26 protein-coding genes and 1 tRNA gene are annotated in these 26,063 nt (G+C 39.6%); 5 read left to right on the plus strand and 22 right to left on the minus strand.

Annotated features, from left to right (window positions below):
- Window positions 1–68: 68 nt before the first annotated feature.
- The 4 genes from HHO47_RS08785 to HHO47_RS08800 all read right to left on the minus strand — a co-directional run bounded on the left by HHO47_RS08785 (window position 69) and on the right by HHO47_RS08800 (window position 3,625).
- Complete coding sequence (locus HHO47_RS08785) at window positions 69–683, minus strand: phage tail protein (protein ID WP_169019954.1); 615 nt, start codon at window positions 681–683, stop codon at window positions 69–71.
- A 134-nt stretch (window positions 684–817) separates the two neighbouring features.
- Complete coding sequence (locus HHO47_RS08790; RefSeq protein WP_169019955.1) at window positions 818–1,303, minus strand: hypothetical protein; 486 nt, start codon at window positions 1,301–1,303, stop codon at window positions 818–820.
- A gap of 137 nt (window positions 1,304–1,440) precedes the next feature.
- The gene (locus HHO47_RS08795; RefSeq protein WP_169019956.1) at window positions 1,441–2,376 is read right to left on the minus strand and encodes a methionyl-tRNA formyltransferase; all 936 of its coding nucleotides are present in this window, start codon (window positions 2,374–2,376) and stop codon (window positions 1,441–1,443) included.
- Between the two features lie 10 nt (window positions 2,377–2,386).
- Window positions 2,387–3,625 (minus strand): hypothetical protein, encoded by a 1,239-nt coding sequence (locus HHO47_RS08800; protein ID WP_169019957.1) that lies wholly within the window; start codon window positions 3,623–3,625, stop codon window positions 2,387–2,389.
- A 610-nt stretch (window positions 3,626–4,235) separates the two neighbouring features.
- Here HHO47_RS08800 and HHO47_RS19320 point away from each other — a divergent pair.
- The 4 genes from HHO47_RS19320 (at window position 4,236) to HHO47_RS08815 (ending at window position 6,040) form a co-directional block, all read left to right on the plus strand.
- Window positions 4,236–4,421, plus strand: a complete 186-nt coding sequence (locus HHO47_RS19320) for a hypothetical protein (protein ID WP_248290964.1) — start codon at window positions 4,236–4,238, stop codon at window positions 4,419–4,421.
- Window positions 4,422–4,456: 35 nt separating this feature from the next.
- The gene (locus tag HHO47_RS19325) at window positions 4,457–4,747 is read left to right on the plus strand and encodes a hypothetical protein (RefSeq protein WP_248290965.1); all 291 of its coding nucleotides are present in this window, start codon (window positions 4,457–4,459) and stop codon (window positions 4,745–4,747) included.
- A gap of 18 nt (window positions 4,748–4,765) precedes the next feature.
- Window positions 4,766–5,563 (plus strand): hypothetical protein, encoded by a 798-nt coding sequence (locus tag HHO47_RS08810; RefSeq protein WP_169019958.1) that lies wholly within the window; start codon window positions 4,766–4,768, stop codon window positions 5,561–5,563.
- A 132-nt stretch (window positions 5,564–5,695) separates the two neighbouring features.
- Complete coding sequence (locus HHO47_RS08815) at window positions 5,696–6,040, plus strand: mannan-binding lectin (protein ID WP_169019959.1); 345 nt, start codon at window positions 5,696–5,698, stop codon at window positions 6,038–6,040.
- Window positions 6,041–6,269: 229 nt separating this feature from the next.
- Here the strand turns inward: HHO47_RS08815 and HHO47_RS08820 are convergent, their stop codons facing one another.
- The 17 genes from HHO47_RS08820 to rppH form a co-directional block, all read right to left on the minus strand.
- Window positions 6,270–7,769, minus strand: a complete 1,500-nt coding sequence (locus HHO47_RS08820) for a hypothetical protein (protein WP_169019960.1) — start codon at window positions 7,767–7,769, stop codon at window positions 6,270–6,272.
- A 101-nt stretch (window positions 7,770–7,870) separates the two neighbouring features.
- Complete coding sequence (locus tag HHO47_RS08825) at window positions 7,871–8,425, minus strand: hypothetical protein (protein ID WP_169019961.1); 555 nt, start codon at window positions 8,423–8,425, stop codon at window positions 7,871–7,873.
- A 524-nt stretch (window positions 8,426–8,949) separates the two neighbouring features.
- A tRNA-Arg gene (locus HHO47_RS08830) sits at window positions 8,950–9,024 on the minus strand.
- Window positions 9,025–9,207: 183 nt separating this feature from the next.
- Window positions 9,208–9,867 carry a FlgO family outer membrane protein gene (locus HHO47_RS08835; RefSeq protein ID WP_169019989.1) on the minus strand — a complete coding sequence of 220 codons (660 nt, stop codon included), beginning with the start codon at window positions 9,865–9,867 and terminating at the stop codon, window positions 9,208–9,210.
- 8 nt (window positions 9,868–9,875) lie between these two features.
- Window positions 9,876–10,556 carry a FlgO family outer membrane protein gene (locus tag HHO47_RS08840; protein ID WP_169019962.1) on the minus strand — a complete coding sequence of 227 codons (681 nt, stop codon included), beginning with the start codon at window positions 10,554–10,556 and terminating at the stop codon, window positions 9,876–9,878.
- Between the two features lie 12 nt (window positions 10,557–10,568).
- Entirely contained in the window at window positions 10,569–11,162 is a 594-nt protein-coding gene (locus tag HHO47_RS08845; protein ID WP_169019963.1) for a FlgO family outer membrane protein, read from the minus strand.
- Window positions 11,163–11,314: 152 nt separating this feature from the next.
- Window positions 11,315–14,275, minus strand: coding sequence for a hypothetical protein (locus HHO47_RS08850; RefSeq protein WP_211183668.1), 2,961 nt, complete (start codon window positions 14,273–14,275; stop codon window positions 11,315–11,317).
- 6 nt (window positions 14,276–14,281) lie between these two features.
- On the minus strand, window positions 14,282–15,094 hold the full coding sequence (locus HHO47_RS08855; protein WP_149981655.1) for a fimbrial biogenesis chaperone: 813 nt from the start codon (window positions 15,092–15,094) through the stop codon (window positions 14,282–14,284).
- Between the two features lie 8 nt (window positions 15,095–15,102).
- Window positions 15,103–15,546, minus strand: a complete 444-nt coding sequence (locus HHO47_RS08860; protein ID WP_211183669.1) for a DUF4402 domain-containing protein — start codon at window positions 15,544–15,546, stop codon at window positions 15,103–15,105.
- Window positions 15,547–15,577: 31 nt separating this feature from the next.
- Window positions 15,578–16,171: a DUF4402 domain-containing protein gene (locus HHO47_RS08865; protein WP_169019964.1), complete on the minus strand. Its 594-nt coding sequence runs from the start codon at window positions 16,169–16,171 to the stop codon at window positions 15,578–15,580.
- A 120-nt stretch (window positions 16,172–16,291) separates the two neighbouring features.
- On the minus strand, window positions 16,292–16,936 hold the full coding sequence (locus HHO47_RS08870) for an SPOR domain-containing protein (RefSeq protein ID WP_169019965.1): 645 nt from the start codon (window positions 16,934–16,936) through the stop codon (window positions 16,292–16,294).
- 122 nt (window positions 16,937–17,058) lie between these two features.
- A complete protein-coding gene (gene galU / locus HHO47_RS08875; RefSeq protein ID WP_169019966.1) occupies window positions 17,059–17,937 on the minus strand; it encodes a UTP--glucose-1-phosphate uridylyltransferase GalU in 879 nt (292 codons plus the stop codon).
- 35 nt (window positions 17,938–17,972) lie between these two features.
- Window positions 17,973–18,824 (minus strand): thymidylate synthase, encoded by an 852-nt coding sequence (locus HHO47_RS08880; protein ID WP_169019967.1) that lies wholly within the window; start codon window positions 18,822–18,824, stop codon window positions 17,973–17,975.
- Between the two features lie 15 nt (window positions 18,825–18,839).
- Window positions 18,840–19,643 (minus strand): prolipoprotein diacylglyceryl transferase, encoded by an 804-nt coding sequence (gene lgt, locus HHO47_RS08885; protein WP_169019968.1) that lies wholly within the window; start codon window positions 19,641–19,643, stop codon window positions 18,840–18,842.
- Between the two features lie 11 nt (window positions 19,644–19,654).
- On the minus strand, window positions 19,655–20,464 hold the full coding sequence (locus HHO47_RS08890) for a sulfite exporter TauE/SafE family protein (protein WP_169019969.1): 810 nt from the start codon (window positions 20,462–20,464) through the stop codon (window positions 19,655–19,657).
- Window positions 20,465–20,707: 243 nt separating this feature from the next.
- Complete coding sequence (gene ptsP / locus HHO47_RS08895) at window positions 20,708–22,981, minus strand: phosphoenolpyruvate--protein phosphotransferase (protein WP_169019970.1); 2,274 nt, start codon at window positions 22,979–22,981, stop codon at window positions 20,708–20,710.
- A gap of 17 nt (window positions 22,982–22,998) precedes the next feature.
- Window positions 22,999–23,520 carry an RNA pyrophosphohydrolase gene (gene rppH / locus HHO47_RS08900; protein ID WP_145240920.1) on the minus strand — a complete coding sequence of 174 codons (522 nt, stop codon included), beginning with the start codon at window positions 23,518–23,520 and terminating at the stop codon, window positions 22,999–23,001.
- Between the two features lie 427 nt (window positions 23,521–23,947).
- Here rppH and mutH point away from each other — a divergent pair, with 427 nt between their 5' ends.
- Window positions 23,948–24,619, plus strand: a complete 672-nt coding sequence (gene mutH / locus HHO47_RS08905) for a DNA mismatch repair endonuclease MutH (RefSeq protein ID WP_169019971.1) — start codon at window positions 23,948–23,950, stop codon at window positions 24,617–24,619.
- A 113-nt stretch (window positions 24,620–24,732) separates the two neighbouring features.
- Here mutH and eno read toward each other — a convergent pair whose 3' ends face one another.
- Window positions 24,733–26,031 (minus strand): phosphopyruvate hydratase, encoded by a 1,299-nt coding sequence (gene eno, locus HHO47_RS08910; protein WP_169019972.1) that lies wholly within the window; start codon window positions 26,029–26,031, stop codon window positions 24,733–24,735.
- Between the last annotated feature and the right edge of the window lie 32 nt (window positions 26,032–26,063).

The following is a 26,063-nucleotide window of genomic DNA, read 5'->3' on the forward strand; positions in this document are numbered from 1 at the left end:
CTCCATTGTATTGTTTAAATCAAGATAGGCTCGTACTATCTTAAGGTCGATGACAAATGTTTAACGAACTAACTTCTTGACGGGTATAGACCCTGTAGAGCAATTTGCCAATTTACCACCTGAAATGGGCTCATTATACTCACGGCTCTAGACGAACCAGCAGTATCTATAGTGACCGTACCACCTTCACTACCACCATCCACTACAAGCCCGCTAATAGGCGTCAAACTAGGAGCCGGAGCAAAACCGGATTGCTTATAGTACCCAGCGCTTGAATTAGCAGCTAAATAAGTATCAGCACTAGGCACTTGTGTATTTGCACCATCAGTTGCAGCATGCATTACGCCTGATACTGAGCCACTACCAGAGGGTGAGAACGCGGCACCATGGGTATGTGTTGGTAGCTGGTCTAACGACAATGAAGTGGCTTCTCGCCCTTCTTTCCAACCCAATCTATAATTCATACCTCCAGGCATCGTCCCCATACCTACGGGGCTCCGCCCACGTAAATCTGGTAAGCCAAAAGAAGTACGTGAATCTCCACCATAATTATCACCCAGCAATGAAAATAATGCTGTATTTTCACTAATTGCTTGCAGCTGACCGTAGCACAAAGCCCAATCTCGAATAGCAAAAGTTCCGCCAAACGGCATCATAGTGCCAATAAATGAATCAGAAGCCATATTTAATCCTCTTTGATTGTTAAGTTTTTTTGTGACAATCGGACCTCAATATTACACTCGGTGTCACTCACTCGTTACTTGTTATAAATTACCTGTGCCAAAGCACACTGTGCTTAGTTTTCAACTCACTTAGGCTACGACTCTTCCTTAACTTCTTCAGCAAAAGGATCTGCAGAAAAAACAGGAGGAATAAATAACTCAGGTATGGATACTTGGCGAATACTGCCAACCGATGTTTTGTCAAAACAAACTGTACCTAATTCATTTACACTGATCTCCAATGATGGCGATTTATCCGAAGTAGGAAAACGCCAATACAGTTCAGTGGTTTTATAGCGAACCAATACCATTTGCTCGCATTGGTCGAACTCATCTGGTTGCTCACAAAATTTATCATGATAATTGGCAAGCTTTTGCTCCCCTAAAAACATCAACACCATCGCCCCCATACCCGGGATTTCAATTACCCCAGACTCACTTGTACCAACGGTTAATTCACCGCTCCCTTCTAGCTTTGAAACAACTTGACCTGCCTCTTTATTTGGCAATGCACCATTGTTGTAGGGGTATATCGCTATGTCATAACCATATCGATTAGTCACATTAATATTTATCTTCATTTGCCATCTCACACCTGAAGTTATGTTTTAAGCACTGTTTAACCCAAAAACCGATAACACCCACATACATCTATTTATCGCCTCAGAAAAAACACTGCTCCCTAATAAATTTAAGCCTTAAACATCCAAGCACATGGCTAAAAGTTTTTTTGCACCAACGACATACCAGCCTCTAAACCAAATAACATCGCAAATCGATAGCCATCAAACCCCCCTAGTTGCGTGCCAATGATATCTAAGCGCAATGCGCCATCAACGGTTTTAATCACTAGTCCATTTTGCCTATCGACTTCAATGACCATACCTGCTTGTACGCCAGTTAGAGTGCTATCTACAACGCTTGCTTGCAACAATTGAAATGCCTCACCTCGCAACTGAAATAGTGCGCATCCAAAGTCAACATTACCCGCACGAGCCATATTGACAATTTGCATGCCCGTTTGCTTTTGCCAATTGACTATAAGCTGCTGTTGCTCTATTTGTGGTGCGCTCTTGCAGCCATCTCCTTCTTGCTTACGCCATTTAATTTCTTTTTTTTCATCTAGTTGACAGTATTTTTCAACAAGCCTCGGTAGAGCCTGTGCGACTTTGTATTGCACACTGTTCATGGTATCGAAGGGATGAATCTCTATCTCAACATCTGCCGCGATATTGCCATAATCAACTAACTCGGTTACTTGATGTAAGCTTAAAGCGATTGTGTTTTCACCATTTCTCAACTGCCAATAAAGTGGGAAAGGCCCTCTATAATCAGGCAATGGGCTTGGATGGATATTGACTAAGTGACCTGTAAAGTACTGGAGCAATGCAGGGCGGATTTTGTGCCTGAACAGGTAAATTAACCCTCGGTTAACTGCCAGCCGATCTAGCTGCGCAATCAAACCTTTATCATCTGAGCATTTATAAGTGAGTGTTTCTATAGCACTTTGCTGCAACCAGTGTTGTAACTGCATTAAGTCATGGTTTTGCTGCGTATCAACCAATACCACACAAGCTAATCTATTGTTTTTTAATAAATATTGCATTATAGGTAAGCTTTGACAGCTACCCGTAAAAACGGCGAATTTTTGCATTGCAACCTCCTTATAACTTTACCGGCACAAACCCTGGTAAACCGCTCAATTGATAATAAAACTGCACCATGTCGCCGCTACTAGCGACAAAGTGGGTATGCTCCACATCACGAGGTTTAGCATCTATGTAAAAAGTCATATCCGGTCTAGGATGAGTTACGCCTGAGTCATATTGCTCAACACCTTCATCGGCAAAGGTGTCGATGTGCGCATATATAGCTAAAATACGCTCCCCCATATCTTTCACACCTGTGGGTAATTTAATCTTGCTTGCAGGAATAACCTTCACGCCATCTTGCAATTCAAGTTCTTGCATATTGAGCAATGTTGATTTATTGATGTTTAATATTTCACCCAACTCCACACGATCTTGCTGTGCGCTAGTATTCGTATTGAGCGAATGACTATATTCCACCTCTTTCCATTGCTGATTAAACTCGGTTTCTCCTATCACCATCATGCCCCTAACCGACACATTTTGTGGGATCATCCAGCCATCAATATTTAGAAATTTAACTAAGTGCTTAGCAATACTGAGCTGCCCTTCTTTGGTAAAACCATGCTGCATGGCCTCTAATACTAATAAATCTATCGATTCTGCGGGCTCATATTCGGTTGCATCAGCCGCTTCAATTCGCAATATAAAATCATCAAGCTGCAAGTCTTTAATTAACTGCTGTAAAGACAATATTGCGCCAGGATGTACATCCACCAAAATGACGTTGATTTGCTGTGATGTAAAAGTATTGCTGTCTTTGTAATAGCTCAACAAAGGCAGTAATAACGGCGCAAATGGGCCACATGCAGGGTATAAAATGGTGATTGACGGTGAGTGTTTTAGTTTACTTTGTATCGCTAGATCAATCCCACGCGCATATCCCTTAATGCGATAAACATCTTTAATGGTGTGTTTACAATTATGAGGAGACATAATTAAGCCAGATGCTGACACATATTGCCGCGTTAACTGCTCTTGGCTAAGCTGCGCCAATGCCATTGATTGTACAGCTTGATCGTACATAGCTTCGAAAGTGTTAACTAATTGCAGGTGTTCAACTTGAGTGTTACTCAATACCAACGTCATCGCATCCACAAAACTTTTTTTCAAAAGCAGCTGACGCTGCCCTGTTGTTAATTTAGCTTTCAAGAGAGACTCAAGCTGAGTACGTATTGAATGCTTTAATAACTCATCAACTTGGGGATCCACGTATTGTAAACTCACTGTAGGCTGTGAATTATGTGCTTCCATACTGAAACATTCCTTTGAAATCCAATTATTATGCTAAATTCCATTGGGGAATTAATGCTATGTTCAGCTAAAAGCTTAGTTTAAAAACTATAAGGTACAACTTTAATTTTCATTTATTTTATATGGCTTTTAAGTTATTTGATTCATATCAAAAATAGTAAAAAAAGCATTATAAAAATAAATATTTTAATAAATGCGGCTTATTTTTAAGTGTTCTGAGAATGGCACAGGTACGTTATAAAAAACATTACACCTTATTACATGGCATAATTGTTATTCTTATAAATAACTGCAGGCTTGATTTTGCTTAATTTTATAATGAGTTCATATTTATATATTGCACAATTCGAGGACTATTAGCCCAATTTGACATCGAGCGACCACTTCTCTGCTATTCTTTTTATCCGCACAGTTTTGTTTTTGTAACTTTATACAGCGTTATCGCTTATTTATGGGGAATAACCACACCACAAAATGCTCTATTTTGACTAAAGAAACATATTACTGTGGTAAGCGCCCGAAAGATAAGCAGGCTCCAGCTAAACTTAATTAAAAAAGAGTGCTACATTATTAAAAGCAACAAGTGTCGCAGCTAAATACAAGGGGTGATATGGATATTAGGGTTGAAAAAATTCTCGCCTTTCTTACAGATATAGGTATACATCATCGCTATACTACCTTAAACGAAAAGACTTTTTTGCCGGGAATTAAAGTTGTACTGGGCACTTTACTACTTGATTTAGAAAAAGGTCTATACCTGGTGACATCCTTCATGAAGCAGGGCATATTGCAGTAACCTCAGAGACAAACAGAACCTGTTTAACCGGCGATATGAAAAACCATGATCATCAAGCCGCTGAAGAAATGACCGCGATTGCATGGTCATGGGCCGCAGCCTGTTACTTAAATACTGCACCCGATGTTTTATTTCATCAACACGGTTATAAAGGCAGTTCAGCTAGCTTAATAACCGCTTTTAGTGATAACACTGGCTTTGGCTATCCGCTGTTATATTCATGGTTTATGTGCGAACAACCTGATCACCCCAACGGTTATCCGAACATGTTAAGGTGGCTTAGGGATGACGCCTATACGCAAGCTCAACTAAAAAAATTACAATAAATACGATAAGGAATATACGTGCTTGATAATAACTTCCCCTCAGAGCAGCTTACTTTACTATGTGCTGACTTAGCCCAACTAAGATTAGTAGCCGATTTAACACTTGCGCCTACTATGCCGTACTTTGCTGAAAAACCTTATCCTATTGGCCGCTGCAGAGAAATAAGAGACGAGGTATTTACATTACTACAAGCACAACTGCCACACACAAACAAACCAGGGCTTAGCTTATTAAAAGGTCTTATTGCACAGGGCAATCCTTTACAAAAAGCATGGGGTTCACTGCGGGATGAGTATTTTCAAAACGCATTTATTATTGGTCCTTGGTATATTGATGTTGCCAACGACACCGTAAATGCCAATAAACCCAGAGTAGAGATTTTGCCTTTATCGACATCAAACTTTACATCAATTAAAGATTTTACTCAGTTTGTAAAAATAGCCCGTAGCTATTGGAAAGTTGCGGTGTATAGAAATGATGTATGCCCAGCACTTGCGCCTTATATGCCACTTTTATGTGTGGGTGATAATGGTACTAGCTGGCTAGGAGCTGCAAATGACGATATGCTAAACATCGCAATACAGAGCCAATTTAGCCAGTCAAAAGCAATATTAAAAGAGCTGCCAAGCCCACCTAAAAAGATAATACAACGCTGGCAATCGCTGTTATTAAACTTTACTCACGACCCTTTTTTGGTAACGGAAGGAGATGTAATCACCTTTTGTGATGAATACAGTAAAAAATTACAGCACCCCGATCTAGCACACAGGGATGCCGCTGTAATTGCTTACTCATCGTTACCAAAGTCAGTGTGATTTATGATATCAGTGCAACACTCATTGTAATGACGTGTAATAGAAAAGCCTGTCCTTGTTCCTATACTCCTTAATGAGTAAAGCAAATAGCTTTTGCTCGCCAACCTATTCAAGCAATTTAAGGAGAAATTTATGGCTACATTTAAAGTGAATATCCCAGCAGGTCCAATCTGGGATCAAAAAGATGCTGAAGAAAAAGCGCCAGCCGTTGCCGCAGCACATCAAGGCACATGGACAGGCCAATGGAATACAGTAGTAGAAAGTCAAATGAGTGTTGTTGAAGTTGAACTTGAAGTGACAAACACAGGTAGTAATTCATTCAAAACAACTGTATTAGCCGGCCCTCTTTGGAGCAATGACGAAGCTCAAAAAATAGGTAAAACTATCGCCGCTTCATATGGTGCAGAGTTTACCGGTGAATGGAAAACCATCGTAAATGGTGTGATGAGTGTTATTGAAATAGAGTATAAATTTTAATTAGTTAGAATTTATAAAGCGCTATGACACCTAAGCTTATAGCGCTTTAACTGCTCCTCAAACTAGACTTGCAACCACTACCAAAACGAAAGCATACAAAATACCTTTAGCTAACCACTTGCCAGAATGGCAAAAAGGCTCTTACTTGGAGTTCTGTAAATAACTGTACTAGTAATATTTACACTATGAAATAAGATTTATCCCTATGGCATTAAACTTTAAAATCTCTTTAGCTATAACCAGTAATTAAAGTGTCACCAATTACTCCCTTTATAGGAGATTCCGGTGGGTGGGAATAATTTAGAGTTGATAAAAAATCTTCTTCTGTTGGCAGCTCAACATTAAATTGGGGAGTTATGATATTTGTAATATTATCAACCACACTCAGAACCATAACCTTTTGACCAAAGCTAGCTAATAGTGCAAGCCTCATCTCTTGCCAATATGATAGTTTAGATGTGTTTGCCTTTACTTCTACAGCGACGCATTCTTCTGAATTGTATGCAATAAAATCATACCTCCCGGGATGCCCTAATTTTTTATATTTTTTCCCACCATCCAAAATATCTTTGGGAGTTTTTTTACTATTTTGATGTTCTAGGAAGCACTTTTGAATATATAAATGAACCCGAATATTATCTTGCAAAAATTGGTTAGTTACATTGAGGCTACCGATTTTTCCTCGTTGTAAAGCAGAAATCAAGCCAAACCTTCCTTGGCACTTTTGAATACTGGCACATTTATGAAAGTGCCCTGTATAAAGGGGCGGGGTTAATCCATCTAAATAGATAGGGTTAAATAAATTTCTTCCCAAGCTACAAGGAGCCTGCTTTCTGTCTTTTTGGTATAAGTGACAAGGATATTTTGATGAGCAAGTTTTAGCTAATTCTATAAACTCCTCAAATGTATAGTCTAACTCTTTTGGGTAGGTGTTTTGTTCTAAATTTTCAGACGAAATATTTATACCTAACCCCCTTTTTTGACCCAAGTTATTTTTAAAAATATTTATATGCGAAAGTCCAACGTGCGTATCTGGAACAATATTGAGTAACTTATGATTTAGACTACTATTTTTTCGTTCTTTACCGAACCTAGCTACTTCATACCCCATATCTTTCAACTTTACGATGGCTGCCATCTCACCATCAAATCCAATTTTTTGCACTTTAGTTGCTTTTTTAACTGATAATTTGACCTCTCCAACCGTTTTTCCTTTCCATTTATTCCAATTACCTCTCCACTCTTGTGCTCTAGCGTGTTCACATAAAGCATCAACCTCATGGTAACGCTCTTTAAAAAATAAATATTTAGCATACAACTCAAAAGTGCCGTGCCTAGGCAATATTTCTATAAGTCTATTTTTAAGTGCTTTTGCTATACCACCAGAAAGTAATATTACTTTTTCGCAATAATACTCGAATAATTCATCAAAATTACTATCTACCTCTGTAAGAGGATATAATAAGCTGGCTATAAGGCAGTAGTTTTTGTGTTTTTCTTCACTTGAATCACTAATTTCAAATGCATCTAATAATTTTATGAATTTACTTAATAGTACTAATTCACCACCTACTTTCATCCTTGAAGCAACATCAATGAAAAAGGCGAAATCTAAGGAATACCTTTCACCTTCAGAAATATAATAACTCGCATTCTTTGAAATATATTTTTGAATTTTAATTGTATCGTTAGCATTAAAGTTTTCTTGTAAAATTTCATTTAAATTCATAGCTTTATAAGTTCCATTTATACCATTTAGCGCACTAATAATGAAAAAGGTTGTTAGTTAAAATATTGATGAGTTAGAAAAGTAAGTTACTAAATTCGTAGCTATTTAAAATAATCATAGGTTATTAACCTTTGAATTCGGCTAAAGATAGGTGATGTATATACCCTGACGTAACCGCCCATCAAAGGACATTGAATGACTAAACCACTACTGAGCAGCCTGTGAAAAAGAGCATAAACATCATCAATCAATATGTGAGTTTTATCTGCGATATAATCTTCAGGTTTATAATTAATCTCGCTACGATGAGAGACTTTTTTTTGATATTCATCTAAATGATATAAAACAGTAAGCTCACGAAAAGATAAGTTACTTAAAGCAGCTAAAGCTTCATGATAAAAATCGGGGTCTTCATCAATGAGTTTTGACGTTGTACTTGCCATATAGAAGCTCATTAATATTTCAAATTTCTCTTCGCAATTAGCCCTTTCTAATACCTCTTGAGTTACAATGATCGCAGAAATTATTTTATTATATTTCACTTCAGAATCATTTATTGAAAGCTCTCCCTTTTTCAACAGCTCAAACAGTTGATTCTGTTTATAATTACTTCTGATATCATATAGAGCTTTCGCTGACTTTAAGGCTGCACTCATTTCCAAACTAAACCTCCATTTATTTACTAACACCCTAATATTTGTACCGAACTGAAATTGCAATAACATTAGATGCAACTAAATGGTATTGCTGATGATTTGGGGATTTTGAACTTGCCCAAAATAAACACAGTGATAAAGTGACAGTCACTTCCAAGCTATTACTGCATTGCCCAGCGTTTATTCTGCTTCTATTAAACCTAATTTATTACTTTAAAACAACTAACCCATTTAAAGCACAGTTATAGATCACCGCGACTCAAGAACTCAATTTATACTTAACAACCAAAATTCTATAGTAATAGCATGAAAGACTAGAAATAAAGGGAGTAAATCTTGATCATACATCACGGTTAATTAACTTTTGCTATTAGGGTAAGCTGTCTTAAATGTAATTTGGATATTTTGAAAACTGGCGCGCGAATAAACTTTTTTGAAATTAGAAAATTTCGATTTAGACTGCTATAAATGTGCTACAAAAAAACAAATAAAACAGAAAACAACTCGTAACCCATTGATTTTATTGGTAGCCCCTACAGGAATCGAACCTGTAACTGCCCCTTAGGAGGGGGCCGTTATATCCATTTAACTAAGAGGCCACATTCGAGCTTCGAGCTTCGAGCTTCGAGCTTCGAGCTTCGAGCTTCGAGCTTCGAGCTTCGAGCTGCTGATAGCTGATAGCTGATAGCTGATAGCTGATAGCTGATAGCTGATAGCTGATAAGAAATTATAACGGTTTATCCTATTTACAATCAAGCAGTTAAATGGATTTTATAACGACGCTAGTTAATACTCGCGCGTTGTAGGTGAATATCGGCGTTGTTGAGTACGTAATAAGGCAGTATTTTGTTGCTGCTGGCAACGACGCGTTTGCTGGTGATATCAATAATACGGGCATTTACTTCAACACCATTACTGCGATAGATCAAGGTGCCTGATAACACATGACTGGCGATGCGTTGATCCGCTAACTGCTCTATATCGCGTGAAAATACAAAGTCACCGCGTGGGTTCATAGTTATTTGGTCGGTGGTTTTAAAGTCAACAATACCATAACCAAATTTTTGCAGTTGATGAATAAAACTCTCTGATAACTGGTTGCCTAATTGGCTGCTGTTATTAAGGCTGGCATCTAAATCTACAAATGAAGTAACGGCAATCGAGGTATCAAGCTCTGTTTGCATTGTGTCGACTAAGTCTAACGCCATTTGCTCTACATAATTAACCAGTGTTTTATGATGCTTGTTAGGACTAAACTGCGCTGAGTTATCGAGTGGCTCGGCACTATTCATTTGTACTTGTTTTAGCATTTGAGTAAGGTCATATCGGCTAGTCGTACTTTGTACAGGCTCAGCCGTATTATTGGTCATACTGCATGCGCTGAGGATGCTGATCATCCCCCCTACGGTTAATAACTTAGCGCTGTGGATTAGCTTACTCATCATCGGCCTCACTTACTCGCTTGTTTCAGCATTACGCCATCAGTGCGATAGCTGCTGTCGAGTGCATCAACAACGGATTGCGGAATAAACCCTTGTGCAGAGCCAACCACAGCCTTACTAGCTAAACCAATAATTCGGGCATTGACTAGTACACCACCTTGATGATTTACCATAGTGCCGGCCAGTACATAGTTAAAGTTTTGATCTTTACTTAGCTCTAAATAATCGCGACTAAATACAAAGTCGCCAGAGGGAGTAACACGCATGTAGTCGGTGGTTTTAAAGTCGATCACCGGTACACCAAAGCTGTGTAGCTCGTGCATAAAACTTTCAGCGATTTGATTACCTAATAATGTGCCGCCGTTGTAATCATCATCTAAAAAGATAAAGCTTGATACGGCCAGCGGCGTTTTACTGTTCACGTATTGCAGGTTTTCTGCCATGTCTTGCATTATACCCCGCACGTAATGGTTGATATTTTTACGTGTTGGGACTGTTACTTGGCTGCTATCGTTCATCACTGGAATATTATTTTGATAAAATGTATTACTTTGCCCAGGAGCAGCAACCATTCTTTGATCACCCTCTAACTGCGCAGAGTTATCAGTTTGTGCCGTTTTGCCCGGTTCCATCATTTGCGCGCAACCAAAACCCAGTGGCAAACATAAAGTTAATATTAAGCGTTTCATGAGAGCTCCTAATTAGTATTCGCTGCGGTAAATATAACCGTCGCGCTGTTGTATTTTTTCATCGCCCCACATCACATTTATGGGAATTTCTGTACTAGCGGCAGATACAACGCGGCTATCTTGTGTATTTACCATACGGGCATTCACTATATAGGCATGTTGTTGCCGTGTGAGTGTTCCCGTGATCACAAAGTCAATATTCTGACGTTGGCGTAACTTGCTAATATCACGACTTAACATGCTATCTGCATTGCTGGCTAAATTAAGGTGTTTTTCAAGGCGATATTCAATCGTGTTATAGCCAAGTTGGGTAAACTGAGTAAGTAAGCTTTCTTGAATTTGTTGACTCAGACCTGCGCCCTGCCCTTGTGCCAGCTCACTGTCTAGCGCGTTGGCTAAGTAAAAGCTAGTAACGGCAATCCGTGCAGAGCTTTTAAATGGCCCTTGCACATGGCTCAATTGACTACTCAAGTCGCTCACATACTGATGCACAGTATAAGATGCCATTGTTGCTTTTGGGGCATTGGTACTTGGTGCTGGCGGTTTTTCTTGCGTTAGACTACACGCAGTTAGACTCAGCAATAATAAACATAACAAAAGGCGCATAATTGCCATCCTCACTAAACATGGCAATAACAAAGCAAGTACTATGCCTATTTATAGTTTTATTGGGTTATCTGTGTAGTGAGTCACCATGCAGTTGAGCTGTTGTAGCTTTAATTTATCACAATCAGCTTGGGCATTTTTTTGATATTCCTTTAATAAAGTATTGTTCGTTGTTCAATATCACACTTCAACCCCTGTTGTATTAATGACTGACAAAGATCCGTAAATTCAGGTTTTGCCTGCTCTGCATACCCTAAAGCGAGTATATACTTACTTTGCTGTTGATCATGAATATAAAACACGTCTTGCTGTTGTAATTTTAAGCGTGGGCTTATCAAACGTAAGTATGCCTTTAACATCATTAACGATGAAAAATTCCCCGCATTCACAATAGTCCCCGACACTTCTTCAAGTGATTTTAACGTAAAATCAACCCCAACCAACACATCCCCTTTTGCTGATAAATCAACTGTTACTTGCTGGGTGTTTTTTAATGCTTTACGTTCTTTAAAGCTATCGTCAACCACAGCCCGATACTGCCCTGGCCGTAGGTCGGTAAACAAATAATAGCCATCATAAGCCGCTTGGGTGTTTGCAACTTCTTTTCCAGCTTCATCTAGTAAAGTAATTGTTGCATAAGGCTGCACATAAGTGTGATCGCCTTGCTGCTGATATACCACCCCTTCAATTTCGCTGGCGTTATTTAGCGGGTAATCCATGTATTCAATAAACCCTGCTCTTGGGGTAATTGAAAAGCCCTCATTGGCAGGCACAAAAAACGGATCGGGGAAGCTGTCTCTATCGAGCACAATATCTGTGGTGCGATTAGCTGGCATTGAGGTTAACAATGCAATGCCATTTTCATCGGTTATTGCTTGGCGATAATTTTGCAGCCCTTTTACTTTTATACCAGCAACACCTTGCTCGTCAGGATCCATAATGCCGTTGTTATTTTGATCTAAAAATACCCGTAACATTAATGTGCCTGTCGTTGTTAAGCTTTGCTTGGACACAAAATAGTGATTGTTTTGTGTGTCATAACCAAGGCTGAATCGGCTATATACGCCAAGCTGCCAGTTATCTTCACTGTCGTAGTTTAGATTACTAGTGAGACTAAACTTATTGCTTTGCCAACTTAAGCCTAAATCAGCCGATTGAATATCATTAATACGAGAATCACGTAAGGTGACTTCTGCTTGCAGTTGACTGGTAATACTACGGTTAAACTCAGCCTCGTAGCTGGTGACTTCATTGCTAGGAGATAATGTGTAATCAACACTAAAACGGCTATAAATACGACCCAAACGCCCTTGCAAACGTGTTGAGCCATACACTGATTCAACATTATTACTTTGTTGCCATTGTAATTGGTTGCTCAAAGCTAGACCTGCAATCGCATAATTCAAACGGTTCTGTGCTTGCTTATAGATGCCTCGGTTATCTGATGTTTGATACAATAAATTGTTTTGGTAGTTTAGCCGCCCGTAACTGTTTTGCATCAACTCGCCAGCCATATCAAACTGATAGCTGTCGTATTTTTGTTTTAATTCATCGGTTCGATTCGTTGCGCTAAAAAGTAAAGATTGATCAGCAAATTGCGTGCGTGCTGTAAGTTCAAGCTCTTGTTCATGTTGATTATTTTTCTGGTAATCTAAGTTTAATAGCAGAGCGCTAAATAAGCTAAGGTTAGTCCCCAGTGACATGTGTTGTAGGTCGTCATGTGTTCTTTTTTGTGCCAATGCAGCGGTATATATCGAGAAGTCGTCTGTAATACCTTGCTCGTAGCGCCCTGCTATTTGCCAGCCCGTGCTGTCATTATTGAAGGCTGTATTGCCAAGCAATTTTTTACCTTGCTCAGAGACTGATAGTTCATAAAATCCTTCACCTTGTGCTAATTGGTTACTATCAATAAAATAATATTCGCTTTTTCGCTCGACCTGCCCTTGAGGACCATAAAAAATAAGCTCGAAGTTGTTCTCACCATAAAACAAATCAACATTCTCAAAATTATAACGGCCATCTGAAAGGCTTATTTGCTGCGCAATCAATATGCCGTTACGATAAAGCTCAACGTCCCAGCCTAACTGAACCGGACCACTTAAATTAATACGGTTACTATCGAATTGTTGAGTCAGTCCGCGGTTTGAAAACTTAATACCACGGCCATACTGACTGTTGTAACGGCTGCCAACTTGTGTGGCCGTTACATCACCAAACTCAACTTCACTGGCTGCTAACACTCCCAGTAATGAGCTTTGCGGGTCTTGCTTAGTAAATGTTAAACGCGAATCGCTGAGTAAATCGCCCTCGCGACCAGATAAAAAGTATTCGGCAGATAAATAAGCAAAGTCTTGTGCACCTAATAATGAGTAACTTGTTCTATTTTGATTTTTATCAGCACTGTAGTTTAATTGTAAATCAGCAACAGGTGATGAAAGCGCTTGATACGGGCTGGCTTTCCAAGGCAAGGTGGGCTTGGCATTACGATTCGAGGGGTTAAGCCTTCTAGCATGGCGTTCTCGCTGTTGTTCAATTGGTAATAAGATGGCCGAACTTAACTCTATTTCTAAATCACCATAATCGACTGTAAATTGCAGCCCAAAAACCTCTTTTAACTGCGCCATTTCAATATACATGTCATCATCAATGCTAATATCAGCAGCCGTTAGTTCAAGTATACCTGCGTCAGTTATCAGGGTTGCAGGCTGGCTGCTGGCATTTAAAATGAAAGGCTGTTGATCTCGATACCAGCCTTGGGCAGAACGAGTTACAAGATCAACTTCTATTCCAAATTGCAATATATCAGCTAGGCTACTAAGGCCAAGTTGAATACCCTGATCACTTTTTAAAGCGAACACTTCGCCTAAGTAGTAATCATTTAAAGACAACGAAAATAATAAAAACTCACCGCTTGCGATCCGCGGTTGGTTTGACGCAACAGGGCTGTTAACGTTAGGCTGAGAAGCTGTTGGTAAGTCGGTTAATTTAGCTTCAATCTTGCGAAGTGTTTTTAATGCATCATTCACAGTTACGTTATTAGTCGCGAATGCATTGTTACTAAGGCATAAACTTAGCCATAGTGTGATGCACTTTAGCCCTGTATTCTTGGTCATGAAGAGTTAAAGTTGCAGCATTTTTGGACTAATCGCTAAAGCATACTCGGCAAAATTTATGTCTTGATATTCATCTGCACCGATATATTTAAAAATAACAGTACCAGGCTTATCTAGGGTTTTATCACTAAATAAACTCAACATTACCTCGGCATTTTTTACATCCGAGTAAATACTTAAATTGCCAATTTCAGCGATAGCTTCCAGCTTAGCATTAGCATTTTGTTGATAAAACGCGGTTAATTTACCATAACTGCTAAAGTGAGTTTCACGATTGAGTTTTAATTTAAATTGTAGTCGTTGGTTGCCCTGGTTTTTAATCACTTGCGCTTGCTCAATGAATACTTTTGGTACTTCAGCATGTTCACGAAGGATGACTGGAATACTGTAGCTCATGATCATATTAATTTTTATTGAACTCGTACTATTTGGGTTTTCATTTGGCAACGCCTGAAATAATAAATGCGAACGATATTCACCATTTGCTAACTGTTTTGGTTTTCGAATTGCAATTTTAACGGTTTGCTTTTCACCAGGCGCCAAACGCATTTGCTTTGGTGATAAGCGCGTCATCGGGCTTAAACTTGTCGCCGTCGGCTCAAGTAAGGTTACATACCCTCCGGTTGATGTGGATTGCTTTTCGCTCCAATGCACTCGGTAAGTTTTGTACTCGTCACTGGTGTTGATCACTGTGACCTTTGCAGTACGTTGACGCTCATCAAAACTAATACGAGTAGGAGAAATAAGTAAATTCGCCATTACCGCCTGGCTAAAAAAACAAAAGCTTAAAAGCAGTATCACGGTTAATTTATTAAACATTTAAATCCTTAATAATCCACTGAAATTTCTAAGTTTGTGGTTGTTGAATAGTCGCCGTCAACATATTGTTTGCTGCTTGTATTTATTTCTAATTTACCACCAATAAATACATGCACTTCGCTAAACTCATCGCTTGTTGCGTCTTTAGGAAAGCCATTTAAGGTCACTCTAAAGTCGGCACTACTACTTCCTTTAGTATTGTGTTGCATAGTTGCAGGAGCCACTAAATTCATAGAGACTCGAGTGCCAGGGGGGATGTCAGTGAGTATCAGCTCAGCTGGGCGACCTTCTTTAAGGATATAAATTTCGCCAGAAGTGCTAATCGAACCATCATCCTTGATAATTACAGAACCTATTTGATCACTTTTAAGAATAACTAAGGTGCCAAAATCAAGCGCTTGTTGCTCTATACTCGCGGCTCTTGTTGACTGTGAATACAGTATTGAAAGCATCGCAAATAACAAGAAAAAACGCATGATTAAATTAATAAGCAACTTCTAATTGAAAAGTGCCTGTGTACTCAGTATCTCGGTACGCTTCGCTAGAAGTTGTTGATGCTGTAGAAAGAGTTGCACCAATATTAAACGATACACTGCCATCACCGTCAGCAGTTAAATTAGGCGTCACTGATGAATAATAAGCGTTTGCATTTGGACCGCTAGTGATAAAGTATGTCCAAGTACCAACCGTAAAGTTTGGCTCATTCAAACCTTGGCCATTAGAGCTCAGGGTTGTTGCTGTTGGGTTAGTAATTGATAAACGAGCATTTGGCACTACTTCCGATACTGTAAAAGATGCAGGTGAACCTTGCTCTATTATTGAAATAATCGCAGGTGCGTTATCAGTTCTAGACGATACAGGACTTGCTGTAGGCTCAGGGTTGATAACCAATGTAGCTTGGTTAACACCGTCTGGATCTGCAACCGCTCGAATTGTACCAAAATCTAAGTCATTTCCTTTGGTTAAAACGACAGTATTTTGCACTTTAACTTTCGCATCAAAGCTTTCAGTTGTTGCATAAGTCGCGAATGAGTTTGCTGTAACTACTGCTGCCAGAAGAGTTAAAGATAATTTCATATTAAATCCTTATAAGTGATGGGACATTACCCTATGTTGCCCCTATCTTAGATATTATCGACACTCAGAACAATTACTTTAAGCTTAATTACTGAAAAATCAGAAAAATAGCTTATTTAATTACAAAGGCTGACCAACAAATGGGGCACTCAGGCATTTTTGGCCTAAATTTTGTGCTAATGAACAAAAAACATTGGCTTCATTATAGTTTTGAAATGGTCCAACTCGTAACCCATACATAGTAACACCTTTATTGTGACGCTCTGTCATTACAAAATCTAATTGGCTAAATGCCTGCGGATATTGTTGCTGTAACCTTACTATTTGCGTCCTCACTCTCTGCGGTTTTAAATACAGGCCAAGTTGTGCCCCAGGTAAGGGAGCAGTTAAATGTGACTGATAATTGTTTGCGGGTGCTTGAGTTTGTTGATTTGCTGCGTTATTGAGTTGAGATAGTTGTGGATCATCGCTGCTATGTACAACTGCAACATCATTTTGACGCAACGCTGCTGGGTTTTCAGCTATTTCTGTATCTGATGCAAGTGCCATTATTAATAGTTGCAAGTCTTCCTCCATCGCAGCTAAACGAGTAATACTCTCTTGTTGCGAGTGCCATTGCTGAACATACTCTTTAACTTGTTGATCAGAAATTAATGCAGGCTGCTGTTCCACCGGGTTAGCATTAATACTACTGCACCCACTAAGCCAGACAGTTGCTGTAACCAACACTGTGGTATACCAAGCTTGCTTTTTAAAACACATCATCTGTTAGCATCACAAAATAAATAATGCCGTATTATAAGCAAAGTCAGTGCCAGTTTCAGGATTTTTAAGCAATAAAAAAGTGCCACTAAGGCACTTTTATAAGTTAGGCTCAATAAATGAGCTTAAACTAAGGTTTTAATAAAATCACTTAGTTCATCTTTAAATTCATCACGACGCAGTGCAAATTCAATAGTGGCTTTTAAATAGCCCAACTTACTACCGCAATCATGGCTACGCCCTTTTATTGCATAAGCAGCAACAGATTCTTTTTCCATTAGCATCGCAATTGCATCTGTTAACTGAATTTCGTCGCCGGCGCCTGCGGGAGTTTTTGCAAGTAATGGCCAAATATTTTTACTTAGCACATAACGACCTACCACAGCCAAATTTGATGGTGCGCTATGCAAGGGAGGTTTTTCAACCATATTAAGGATCGCTGCACTTTGCCCTTGCTCAAGCTTTACGTCGCCTAAATCGACTACACCAAACTTATCAACGTCCTGCATTGGCACAGGTTCAACCATAATTTGGCTTTCGCCATTTGTGTTAAAACGAGTAATCATTTCAGCTAAATTATCTTTTTTAAGATTACTTTCAACATCATCTATGATCACATCAGGTAAAATAACCACAAACGGTTCGTTACCAATAATTGGCGCTGCACAGTTGATTGCGTGCCCTAAGCCTTTTGCTTCACCTTGGCGAACGTGAATAATTGTCACATCTTTAGGGCAAATAGCTTGTACTTCAGCAAGTAACTGACGCTTTACCCTCTTCTCTAGCGTTGCTTCTAGCTCAAAACTGGTATCAAAATGGTTTTCAATCGAGTTTTTACTCGAGTGAGTCACTAATACAATTTCTTTAATACCCGCAGCAACCGCTTCATTAACTACATATTGAATCAAGGGTTTATCTACAACAGGTAACATCTCTTTTGGAATAGCTTTAGTCGCCGGCAACATACGGGTGCCAAGTCCTGCGACTGGGATCACTGCTTTCATAATATTTTTCCTTAAATAGTTACTATATTTAATGATTATACCGAAAATGGATATTTAATAGCGTCATGACACTGGTAATCATATACTTCAAAATCATCACGGGTGACCCACGTTTCGATATCTTCGAGTGATTTAATATTTGGATTAATCGTAAGCGTTGGTGATGCAAATGGCTCACGCTGTAACTGCACATCGCGCATTAATTCCAGTTGGTTCTCATAAATATGGGCATTAACGATTTTATGATAGGCCTTACCTGCTTTGTGGCCAGTGATCTGCGCGACCAGTGCAAGTAATACAAAACATTGAATTTGATTGAAATTCAAACCAAGTGGCACATCACAACTGCGCTGATACGAGGTTAAATAAAGCGTATCGCCAAGAAGCGAAAAAGTATGCGTGTGCATACATGGGCGCAAACACCCTAATTCAAACTCACCCGGATTATAAAAGGTGATGATCTCACCTCTGTCATCCACACCATTTTTAAGATTATCAATGACCTTTTTTAGCTGATCTAACGGTGTGCTATCAGGGCGTCGCCAATCACGGGCTTGTACGCCATATACACGGCCCATGTCATCTTCACCTTTACGGTTCGGATTATTTAACCATGCTTGGTTTTCATTAGCGTTAGCATCCCAAGTCATACAACCTATGTCGCGAAATTGCGCAGCACTGCTATAACCACGTAAATAACCCAACAGCTCTGCGATGGCCGCTTTATAATAACTTTTACGGGTGGTGATCATTGGGAACTTGTTGTTCGTAACGTCGTATTCAAGCTCCGCATTAATGACTGTTAAACAACGCGTTCCGGTGCGTTTATTCTCAACCCAAATACCTTCATCAACAATGCGCTGACATAATTCTAAATATTGTTTCATTATTAACTTCTTTTATTAAGCTTTGTTGGCAACAGTTGGCTGTGGCTTTTTATACGCCCATATTATCAAACCAAGGCCTGCGATGACCATTGGCAATGACAATATTTGTCCCATTGAAATAAAGCCGCCAAATAAACCTAAATGTGCATCGGGTTCACGTACATACTCAACACAGAACCTAAATACGCCATAGCCGAGTAAAAATAATCCACCGACACTGCCCGCTGGACGAGGCTTTTTAGTAAACACATACAAAATAATAAACAGCACTAAGCCTTCAAAAAACGCTTCATACAGTTGTGAAGGGTGACGCGCCAATGGCCCGCCAGTAGGAAATACCATGGCCCAAGGTACATCAGTTGTGCGCCCCCATAGTTCGCCATTAATAAAGTTACCAATACGCCCTGCTAAAAGACCAACTGGTACTAGCGGGGCGACAAAATCACCAACCGCAAGTAGCTGTTTTTTACGTGTCCAAGCAAACACACAAATAGCGGTTATCACCCCTAAAGTACCACCGTGGAAAGACATACCACCTTGATCGATTCTAAATAAGTACCAAGGATTTTCTAAAAAGTAACTAAATTGATAAAACAGGACATAGCCAACTCGCCCCCCCAGAATGACTCCTAACATACCGTAGAACAGTAAATCACTGACCTCTTGTTTCGTCCACCCCGAGTTAGGTTTAGCCGCTTGCCTATTTGCCCACCACATGGCAAAAGCAAAACCAATTAAATACATTAAACCATACCAACGTACGCTTAGCGGACCGACTGTGAAGATGATCGGATCGATCTCTGGAAATTCAAGAGCCATAAAATTAAACCTTAACTAAAAACCATTTTAAGCGCGATAATTATTAATAATACCGCGAACACTTTTTTTATCGTAGAAACAGGTAAATAATGCGTTGCTTTAGCCCCAATAGGTGCCATAAACCACGAGGTTATTACTATACCTAATAATGCAGGTAAATACACAAAACCAGCAAAGCCATGTTGTAAATCGGTAACTTGCCACCCGGCGCTGATATATCCCATTGAACCAAATAGCGCAATCACAATGCCACATGCTGCCGCGCAGCCGATAGCTTTTTTAATATCAACTGAAAAATAATGCAGTAGTGGCACAATTAGCGCACCGCCACCAATACCAATCAAACCGGATAATCCTCCCATCACAGCACTAATCGCGCCAATTATCGGGCCACTTGGCATCGGTTTGACCGCGACAGGTTTATCTCGTGCAGACAACACCATACGCGCTGCAATAAACACTACACTAATAGCAAAAACGATGCGTAATAATTGTTCAGGAATTAAGCTGGCTGCAAAACCGCTGATCAAAGCACCAAGCCCCACGCCAGACATAACCCAAGGGGCAATTTCCCATGGCACATTTTGATTCTTATGATGCGCTAATGCAGATGACGTTGAAGTGAATAAAATAGAAGCAAGGGAGGTAGCAATAGCAATAACCAGTACATGATCAACCGCAACAACATTAAAATACACTAATAATGAACTCAGCACTGGTACAATAATCAGTCCACCACCAATGCCTAATAACCCTGCTAAAAAACCAACCACACAACCTAATAACGCGCAGCTGATAATCAGGATGATTAAATCATGCATTGTACACTCTTATAAATTAGATTTATTATATGCATATACTAATCGATTATAACGAATCTTTACAGCACTCGTTTTGGTAATACCAATCGTGTTAAGTTATTAGCCATTTATAGCGACAGATAAATAGAGTGATAACAAGGCATAAATTTCGACATGCAGTTGTTCTACTTGAGAAATTTATAACGCAGTTAGCGCTTTATTTGGCACGCTAGAATGGTTAAATATTGAAGTCGATTGGTATAACTAAGAAACCTGATTAGGGGTATAAAATAATTCACCGAGTTGGTGCTCGATCATAAAATTACGCGTTAACCTAAGCACTTGTTTTGCAGTAGATTGTGCTAAACACTCAGTCAATAAGGCTTCCATATCGCTGGCTTTTAAACGTCTTAATACCCATTTAACTTTACTTAACGATGAGTAGTTCATACTCAAACGTCGATACCCCATAGCAATCAGCAGTAATGCACCTTCAGGATCGCCACCTAATTCACCACATAAACTAAATGACATTTCATATTGCTGACACTCTTTTGCAACTTTTTGCAGCACTCTTAATACCGCTGGATGATAGGGATTAAATAAATCAGCAACACGCGCATTAGAACGATCGACGGCAAGTAAGTATTGCGTCAAATCGTTACTACCTACGGAACAAAAATCTACTTTTTTAGACCACTCAGGCAGCATAAATACACTTGAAGGGACTTCTAACATTACGCCAATCTCAGGGCGTTCAATGGCTTGCTCTGGGTATTTTTCTTCCAGTTCAAAATAGGCTTGCTCTAACAATGCTAACGATTCATCAACCTCTTCAGTACCACTTATCATTGGTAACATAATTTTTAAATTACCTAAACCAATATTTGCTTTAACCATGGCTTTGAGCTGATCTAAAAAGATCTCTGGGTGATCCAAGGTAACACGTATACCACGCCAGCCTAAAAATGGGTTTTCTTCTGTAATATCAAAGTAATCAAGTGCTTTATCACCACCAATATCAAGCGTACGCATCACTACAGGTTCTGGATGATAACTGGCTAGTACTTCGCGATACCAGTTCTCTTGTTCTATTTGTGAGGGAAACTGGCCTTTTTGCATAAACCAGGCTTCAGTTCGGTATAAGCCAACGCCATCACAGACTTTGGTGTTAGCTTTTTCAGTATTGAGTTCCAAACCAGCATTGAGCAACAAGCTAATATGCTCGCCATCTAATGTCACCGCATCGCACTCTTGCTCAGCCACAAATTTGTCGTTTAATAGACTTTCTTGGTGCTGTAATTGTAAATACTCATCTTGCAGCATTTGCGATGGCGAAATATATAATCGCCCTGAGTATGCATCTAAAATCATTGGTTTACCATCAAACTGCAATAACGGTAAATCTTCAATACCCCAAATTGCAGGGATCCCCATGGCACGGGTTAAAATTGACGCATGACTATTTGCCGCCCCATTAACACTCACTACGCCAGCTAAATGGCCTTTCGGCACTTCTGCGAGCATGGCAGGGGTTAAGGTATTAGTGATCAGTACCGTGTTTTTAGGATAACTTTTTACTGCGTGTTCAGTATTAACCAGATGATGTAATACGCGCAGGCCAATATCTTTAACATCAACTGCACGTTCTTTAATATAAGGGTCTTGCATGGCATTGAATTGCGAGATCAATCGTTCAATCACAATTTTTAATGCACTTTTTGCACACCAGCCTTCTAATAATTGTACCTCAACATTTTGCCCTAAACTTTTTGCGTCGAGTAATTGCTGATACACCTCAAACACTGCCAACGCTTCTTTAGGGATAGAATCACTAAGTGTCATCGACAGAGTGTTAAATTCTTTGCGAGTTGCAGCAACAGCTTGGGTAAATAAGCGGCGTTGTTCAGTACAATTTTCGTCTTTTTTTAATTCTATCGATTTAAAATCAAGTTTCGGCAGAATAACAAACGCCTGTCCTATCGCAATGCCTGGTGCACTGGAAACACCTTTTAAAACGGAAGTTTGATGAGAAAACTCATCTTGGCGTAGTACTTCTTTGATTTCTGCATGGGCTAATTGCGACGCTAGTTGCGCAGATAACGTAATTAAGAAAGACTCTTCATCTTGACTAAATACACGAGCAATTTTTTGTTGTACAACAATAACGCCCAGCACTTTTTTTTGATGAACTACAGGCACAGACAAAAATGCGTTGAAGCCTTCTTCATTCACTTCTGGTGAGAGTTTGAAACGCGGGTGTGATTTAGCAAAGGCAATATTTATAGGCTCTTCTCGTTGTGCAACTAAGCCGACTAAACCTTCAGTAAAACCAATTCTAAATTTACCAACGGCAGCAGGGTTAAGACCCCGAGTAGCCATTAATACGAAATTATCTTGACTATAATCAGCAAAATAAATGGAGCAGCACTCAGTCTTCATGGCATCTTTTACCATTTTAACAAAGCATGCTAGCGCGCTATCCAAACTCGCTTGTTGCGAAACGGACTCGGCAATAGCTCTGAGCGTAGCTAGCATAATACTGCTCCTTTATATTATTTACCTTTATGACGCCAAGTATCTTTGGACTGTTCACGTTTATTAAAAGGCATCGCAAAAGGTGCAAATTCTTTCATAACACGGCGATAAACATCGCGCTTAAACGATACAACTTGCCTTACCGGATACCAATAGCTCACCCATCGCCAATCATCAAATTCCGGATGATGTGTTTTTAGTAAGTTGACGTCTTCGTCTTTACAACGCAATTTCAATAAAAACCATTTTTGCTTTTGCCCAATACACACCGGACTTGAATCTCGGCGGATCAAACGCTTGGGCAATTTATAACGTAACCAATGTTTTGAACTTGCGACAATTTCTACATCTTCAGGGCGCAAGCCAACTTCCTCGTGTAATTCACGGAACATGGTCTGCTCTGCTGTTTCGCCACTATCAACACCACCTTGAGGAAACTGCCAAGAATGCTGACCATAACGTCTGGCCCAAAAGACCTGCCCCTGATTATTGCAAATTACAATTCCGACATTGGCACGAAAACCTTCGGCATCAATCACCTTAGTGCCTCATTTGTAAGTCGATTTTTAATGATTGTTCCACATTACCTGCAATACGGCAAACAATATTCAGAGTTTTACGCATCTTACTCACAGCTTGTGCATAACTTTAGTTTATGCAGCTCATTTTGCAAACAAATCCACAATCACCAATCCAATAACTGGCCTTTTCCACAATTTCTGTGGATAACATTGTTCATAGTTCTGTATTTATCCCTACAAGTTTTCAACATAGTTTAATAGCCTTACAAATTTAATAGTTAAAAACCATTAAATTCAATATATTAAGCTTAAAATCAGTAAGTTTTACCTTGCCTAAAAACACAGCGTTCCATAGCTGAACAAAAAACACCCAAACGCAAAGATATCCACGGTTAAACTCTTTTGTTATCATCAGTAGTGAATTTATACAACCAAATAACTCACCATGAAACCGATAAAACCACATTCAATCAATGAATTAATGCAACGTGCTAGCAACATTGCAGGACTAACATTAGGTCAATTAGCAAGTCATTATCAGTTTAAAACACCTGAGCATTTATTACAGGAGAAAGGTTGGACAGGCCAATTGATTGAATATGCATTAGGAGCAACAGCGGGTTCCAAACCAACTCCTGACTTTGAAGAGCTAGGGATTGAACTTAAAACGTTACCAATTTCATATAAAGGCAAACCACTAGAAACCACTTTTGTGTCTGTGACACCATTATTAAATGTCACAGGTATGACATGGCAGCAAAGTAATGTGCGTAAAAAACTCAATCATGTCTTGTGGCTGCCTATATTAGGCGAGCGCGACATTGTACCATTTGACAGGATCATTGGCAGTGGCTTTTTATGGCAACCCACAGCTGAGCAAGATGCGCAGTTACAGCGAGACTGGGAAGAGCAAATGGAGCTGATAGCGCTGGGACGTGTTGATGAAATTTCAGGGCACCTAGGGGATGTGATGCAAATTCGCCCAAAAGCCGCTAATAGTAGAATAGTCACCGATGCCATCGGCCCGAATGGGCAAATTATTAAAACCCTCCCCCGTGGTTTTTATTTAAAAACCAGCTTTACAGGGCAGATTTTGAAACAGCAATTTCGGCTGTGATTTTCTAAAGCGTTGGAAAAAACGCGCCAGCAAGCCACTGTATTCTTAAAACAAAAAATCCCCGCATTTGCGAGGATTTTTCAAAAAGCTTAAATCAGCTTCTTATAAAAGAATTACTGACCTTTCACTTCTTTAAGACCATTAAAAGGGGCTTTAGCGCCTAATTGCTCTTCAATACGTAGCAATTGGTTGTACTTAGCTACACGATCAGAGCGGCTCAATGAACCTGTTTTGATTTGACCCGCAGCAGTACCCACTGCTAAATCAGCAATTGTTGCATCTTCAGTTTCACCAGAGCGATGAGAAATAACAACTGTGAAACCAGCGTCTTTAGCCATTTTGATTGCTGCTAATGTTTCAGTTAGTGAACCAATTTGGTTAAACTTGATTAAGATTGAATTAGCAATACCGTTGTCGATACCACGCTTTAAAATCTTAGTATTTGTTACGAATAAATCGTCACCTACCAACTGAACTTTATCGCCAAGTAGCTTAGTTTGGTGTGCAAAGCCGTCCCAATCAGACTCATCAAGGCCATCTTCGATAGACACGATTGGGTACTGTTCAGTTAGATCTTTTAAGAAGTAGTTAAACTCTTCTGACGTGAATTTTTTACCTTCGCCTTTAAGGTCGTAGATATTTGCTTCTTTGTCATAAAACTCAGACGCAGCACAATCAAGCGCTAGAGTAATGTCTTTGCCTAACTCGTAACCTGCATTAGCAACAGCAACTTTAATTGCAGCAAGCGCCGCTTCATTAGAGGCAAGGTTTGGTGCAAAACCACCTTCATCGCCTACAGCAGTTGAATGACCCTCAGCTTTAAGTACTTTGGCAAGACTGTGAAATACTTCAGCGCCCATGCGTAATGCTTCACGGAAGTTAGTCGCGCCAACAGGTTGAACCATAAATTCTTGAATATCAACTGAGTTATCAGCATGTTCACCACCATTGATAATGTTCATCATTGGTAATGGCATTGAATAAACACCTGGCGTACCGTTTAGGTCAGCAATGTGCTCATAAAGCTCTACTTTTTTAGATTGAGCAGCAGCTTTTGCTGTAGCAAGTGATACTGCTAGAATTGCATTTGCACCTAATTTTTCTTTATTTTCAGTGCCGTCTAAATCTAGCATCACTTGGTCAACAGTGCTTTGCTCTAGTGCGTTTTGACCTTCTAAAGCAGCAGAAATTTCATTATTGATAAAACCAACCGCTTTTAACACACCTTTACCTAAGTAACGTGCTTTGTCACCATCACGTAATTCTAGTGCTTCGCGAGTACCTGTTGATGCACCTGATGGTGCAGCAGCGCGGCTCCAAGAACCGTCCGCTAAATGAACATCAGCTTCTACAGTTGGGTTACCACGCGAATCCATAATTTCGCGACCAATCACTTTTACGATATTTGACATATTGATTCCTCTTTTCCCAAAATGGTGAGTCT

Source organism: Pseudoalteromonas arctica, assembly GCF_012927645.1.
In the GTDB taxonomy this organism is placed as follows: Bacteria; Pseudomonadota; Gammaproteobacteria; order Enterobacterales; family Alteromonadaceae; genus Pseudoalteromonas; species Pseudoalteromonas arctica_A.

Excerpts from the sequence above, each read along its gene's own strand:
- HHO47_RS08860 (WP_211183669.1), bottom strand. The coding sequence starts at position 15,546 with ATGCTTTCAATACTGTATTCACAGTCAACAAGAGCCGCGAGTATAGAG.
- HHO47_RS19320 (WP_248290964.1), top strand. The coding sequence starts at position 4,236 with ATGGATATTAGGGTTGAAAAAATTCTCGCCTTTCTTACAGATATAGGT.
- HHO47_RS19325 (WP_248290965.1), top strand. The coding sequence starts at position 4,457 with ATGAAAAACCATGATCATCAAGCCGCTGAAGAAATGACCGCGATTGCA.
- HHO47_RS08865 (WP_169019964.1), bottom strand. The coding sequence starts at position 16,171 with ATGAAATTATCTTTAACTCTTCTGGCAGCAGTAGTTACAGCAAACTCA.
- HHO47_RS08850 (WP_211183668.1), bottom strand. The coding sequence starts at position 14,275 with ATGACCAAGAATACAGGGCTAAAGTGCATCACACTATGGCTAAGTTTA.
- ptsP (WP_169019970.1), bottom strand. The coding sequence starts at position 22,981 with ATGCTAGCTACGCTCAGAGCTATTGCCGAGTCCGTTTCGCAACAAGCG.
- HHO47_RS08785 (WP_169019954.1), bottom strand. The coding sequence starts at position 683 with ATGGCTTCTGATTCATTTATTGGCACTATGATGCCGTTTGGCGGAACT.
- HHO47_RS08890 (WP_169019969.1), bottom strand. The coding sequence starts at position 20,464 with ATGCATGATTTAATCATCCTGATTATCAGCTGCGCGTTATTAGGTTGT.
- HHO47_RS08790 (WP_169019955.1), bottom strand. The coding sequence starts at position 1,303 with ATGAAGATAAATATTAATGTGACTAATCGATATGGTTATGACATAGCG.
- mutH (WP_169019971.1), top strand. The coding sequence starts at position 23,948 with ATGAAACCGATAAAACCACATTCAATCAATGAATTAATGCAACGTGCT.
- eno (WP_169019972.1), bottom strand. The coding sequence starts at position 26,031 with ATGTCAAATATCGTAAAAGTGATTGGTCGCGAAATTATGGATTCGCGT.
- HHO47_RS08880 (WP_169019967.1), bottom strand. The coding sequence starts at position 18,824 with ATGAAACAATATTTAGAATTATGTCAGCGCATTGTTGATGAAGGTATT.
- HHO47_RS08815 (WP_169019959.1), top strand. The coding sequence starts at position 5,696 with ATGGCTACATTTAAAGTGAATATCCCAGCAGGTCCAATCTGGGATCAA.
- lgt (WP_169019968.1), bottom strand. The coding sequence starts at position 19,643 with ATGGCTCTTGAATTTCCAGAGATCGATCCGATCATCTTCACAGTCGGT.
- HHO47_RS08795 (WP_169019956.1), bottom strand. The coding sequence starts at position 2,376 with ATGCAAAAATTCGCCGTTTTTACGGGTAGCTGTCAAAGCTTACCTATA.
- HHO47_RS08820 (WP_169019960.1), bottom strand. The coding sequence starts at position 7,769 with ATGAATTTAAATGAAATTTTACAAGAAAACTTTAATGCTAACGATACA.
- HHO47_RS08845 (WP_169019963.1), bottom strand. The coding sequence starts at position 11,162 with ATGCGCCTTTTGTTATGTTTATTATTGCTGAGTCTAACTGCGTGTAGT.
- galU (WP_169019966.1), bottom strand. The coding sequence starts at position 17,937 with ATGAAAGCAGTGATCCCAGTCGCAGGACTTGGCACCCGTATGTTGCCG.
- HHO47_RS08840 (WP_169019962.1), bottom strand. The coding sequence starts at position 10,556 with ATGAAACGCTTAATATTAACTTTATGTTTGCCACTGGGTTTTGGTTGC.
- HHO47_RS08855 (WP_149981655.1), bottom strand. The coding sequence starts at position 15,094 with ATGTTTAATAAATTAACCGTGATACTGCTTTTAAGCTTTTGTTTTTTT.
- HHO47_RS08835 (WP_169019989.1), bottom strand. The coding sequence starts at position 9,867 with ATGAGTAAGCTAATCCACAGCGCTAAGTTATTAACCGTAGGGGGGATG.
- HHO47_RS08825 (WP_169019961.1), bottom strand. The coding sequence starts at position 8,425 with ATGAGTGCAGCCTTAAAGTCAGCGAAAGCTCTATATGATATCAGAAGT.
- HHO47_RS08870 (WP_169019965.1), bottom strand. The coding sequence starts at position 16,936 with ATGATGTGTTTTAAAAAGCAAGCTTGGTATACCACAGTGTTGGTTACA.
- HHO47_RS08800 (WP_169019957.1), bottom strand. The coding sequence starts at position 3,625 with ATGGAAGCACATAATTCACAGCCTACAGTGAGTTTACAATACGTGGAT.